Source organism: Rhizobacter sp. (assembly GCF_031412495.1).
In the GTDB taxonomy this organism is placed as follows: domain Bacteria; phylum Pseudomonadota; class Gammaproteobacteria; order Burkholderiales; family Burkholderiaceae_C; genus Schlegelella_A.
In genome coordinates this window covers 1-1,998 of the sequence record NZ_JANODC010000423.1, presented here as the reverse complement: position 1 = coordinate 1,998, position 1,998 = coordinate 1, and the positions used below count along the sequence as shown (strand labels likewise).

Annotated in this window: 3 protein-coding genes; 1 reads left to right on the top strand and 2 read right to left on the bottom strand. The window is 70.4% G+C overall.

All coding sequences use genetic code 11. The annotated features are described in order from the left end of the window. On the top strand, positions 1-760 hold a 760-nt coding region (locus AC30N0_RS15595; protein ID WP_489518820.1), incomplete at its 5' end, for an SUMF1/EgtB/PvdO family nonheme iron enzyme. A gap of 12 nt (positions 761-772) precedes the next feature. Here AC30N0_RS15595 and AC30N0_RS15590 read toward each other — a convergent pair. Together AC30N0_RS15590 and AC30N0_RS15585 are read right to left on the bottom strand one after the other, a co-directional pair. Further along, a complete protein-coding gene (locus tag AC30N0_RS15590) occupies positions 773-1,186 on the bottom strand; it encodes a DoxX family protein (RefSeq protein WP_489518819.1) in 414 nt (137 codons plus the stop codon). A gap of 40 nt (positions 1,187-1,226) precedes the next feature. Further along, the gene (locus tag AC30N0_RS15585) at positions 1,227-1,949 is read right to left on the bottom strand and encodes a pirin family protein (RefSeq protein ID WP_489518818.1); all 723 of its coding nucleotides are present in this window, start codon (positions 1,947-1,949) and stop codon (positions 1,227-1,229) included. Between the last annotated feature and the right edge of the window lie 49 nt (positions 1,950-1,998).

Sequence of the window (1,998 nt, the reverse complement as noted above, 5' to 3'; positions counted from 1 at the left end):
CGTCGGGCCGCAACCGCTGCGCTGGTTCGAGTTCGCGGGCGGCGTCCGCGAGCTGGGCCATCTGCCCGACGAGGACGGGACGTTCTGCTTCGACAACGAGATGCCGCGCCACCGAGCCTGGGCCGACGACTTCGAGATCGCGTCGCGCCCTGCCACCTATGGCGACTTCCTGGCTTTCATCGAAGACGGCGGCTACGCGCGTCCGGAGCTGTGGCTCTCGATGGGCTGGGACTGGGTCCGCAGCGGCGCCCGCGCGGCACCCTTGTACTGGCGCCGCGACGGCCACCGCTGGCTCAGCCACACGCTGCAGGGCACGGTGGCGATCGACACGCACACGCCCGTCTGCCACCTCAGCTACTTCGAGGCCGACGCCTTCGCCCGCTGGTCGGGCGCACGCCTGCCGACCGAGCTGGAATGGGAAGTCGTCGCCCGATCGCTGCGCAGCCCGGCCCCTGCCAACTTCGCCGACCGCGGCGCCTTCCATCCCCTGCCGCAGACCGCGCCTGTCGCCGACGAGCCGGTGCAGATGTTCGGTGACGTCTGGGAATGGACCCGCTCCGCCTACCTGCCGTACCCGCGCTATCGGCCGCTGCCCGGTGCCGTCGGCGAATACAACGGCAAGTTCATGTGCAACCAGTTCGTGCTGCGCGGCGGCTCGTGCGCGACGCCGGCCGGCCACGCCCGGGCCAGCTACCGCAACTTCTTCCCGCCCGAGGCGCAGTGGCAGTTCAGCGGCGTGCGCCTGGCCCGAGACGCCTGAGCTCGGGGCCGCTCAGGCGCGGTTGAAGCGGGCGCCGACGCTGAGCGCCCCCGGCCCGAAGGCGGCGAGCACGAGCATGCCGCCGGCGATCGACAGGTTCTTCATGAAGCTGATCTGCTCGGCCATCGCCTGCGCCGCCGGAGCGGCCCAGAAGGCATGGAAGAGCAGCGCAGCGAGCAAGGTGAATCCGGCGAGCGCGAGCGCCGCCTGGCGAGCGAACAAGCCCAGGACGAGCGCCAAGCCACCGCCGATCTCGACCACGACGGTGAGCGCTGCCATGAGTGTCGGCAGCGGCAGGCCCTTGGAGGCGATGTAGCCCGCCGTTCCTTCGAAGCCGGCGATCTTGCCGAAGCCGGACACCACGAAGATGAGGCCGAGCAGGATGCGGCCGGCGAGGACGGTGCCGTTCTGGAGCGAGGTGTTCATGTCTGTCTTTCGGTCGTGGGTGAGGGAATGAGGAGGAAGGTCAGGCGAGGTCGAAGACCAGCACCTCGGCCTGCTGGCCGCCGCCGAGGCGAAGCGCGGCCTCGCGCTCCATCGCCAGCGCGTCGCCTGCGGACAGGCGCTGGCCGTTGACCTCGAGCTGACCGCGGACGAGGTGGACGTAGGTCCTGCGCGCGGGGTCGAGCGGCAGTTCCGCGCGCTCGTCGCCATCGAAGAGGCCGGCCCGGATCGACGCGTCGGCGTGCAAGGTGACGGAGCCGTCGCGGCCGTCCGGCGAGGCGATGAGCCTGAGCGCCCCGCGCTTGTCCTCGGCGTCGAAGTGCTTCTGCTCGTAGCCGGGCTCGATGCCGCGCCGGGCGGGCTCGATCCAGATCTGCAGGAAGTGCGTCGTGGCGCCGGCAGCATGATTGAACTCGCTGTGCCTGACGCCGGTGCCGGCGCTCATGCGCTGCACGTCGCCGGGGCGGATGATCCCCTTGGACGCATCGCCCGCGGCGGAGCCGGTCCCCATGCTGTCCTTGTGCGCGAGCTCGCCTTCGAGCACGTAGCTCACGATCTCCATGTCCCGGTGCGCGTGCGTGCCGAAACCGGTGCCCGGCGCGATGCGGTCCTCGTTGATGACGCGCAGGTTGCCGAAGCCCATGCGCTCCGGGTCGTGGAAGTCGGCGAAGGAGAAGCTGTGAAAGCTGTTCAGCCAGCCATGGTCGGCGTGGCCGCGATCGGAAGACTTGCGCAGGGTGATCATGGGGCGTTCCTCTGTGCAGCCAATGTAGGTTCGAGGGCCGGCCCGGGGG

What these genes read in the sequence shown, in the direction of transcription:
- AC30N0_RS15590 (WP_489518819.1), bottom strand. Translation starts at nt 1,186, where the DNA reads ATGAACACCTCGCTCCAGAACGGCACCGTCCTCGCCGGCCGCATCCTG.
- AC30N0_RS15585 (WP_489518818.1), bottom strand. Translation starts at nt 1,949, where the DNA reads ATGATCACCCTGCGCAAGTCTTCCGATCGCGGCCACGCCGACCATGGC.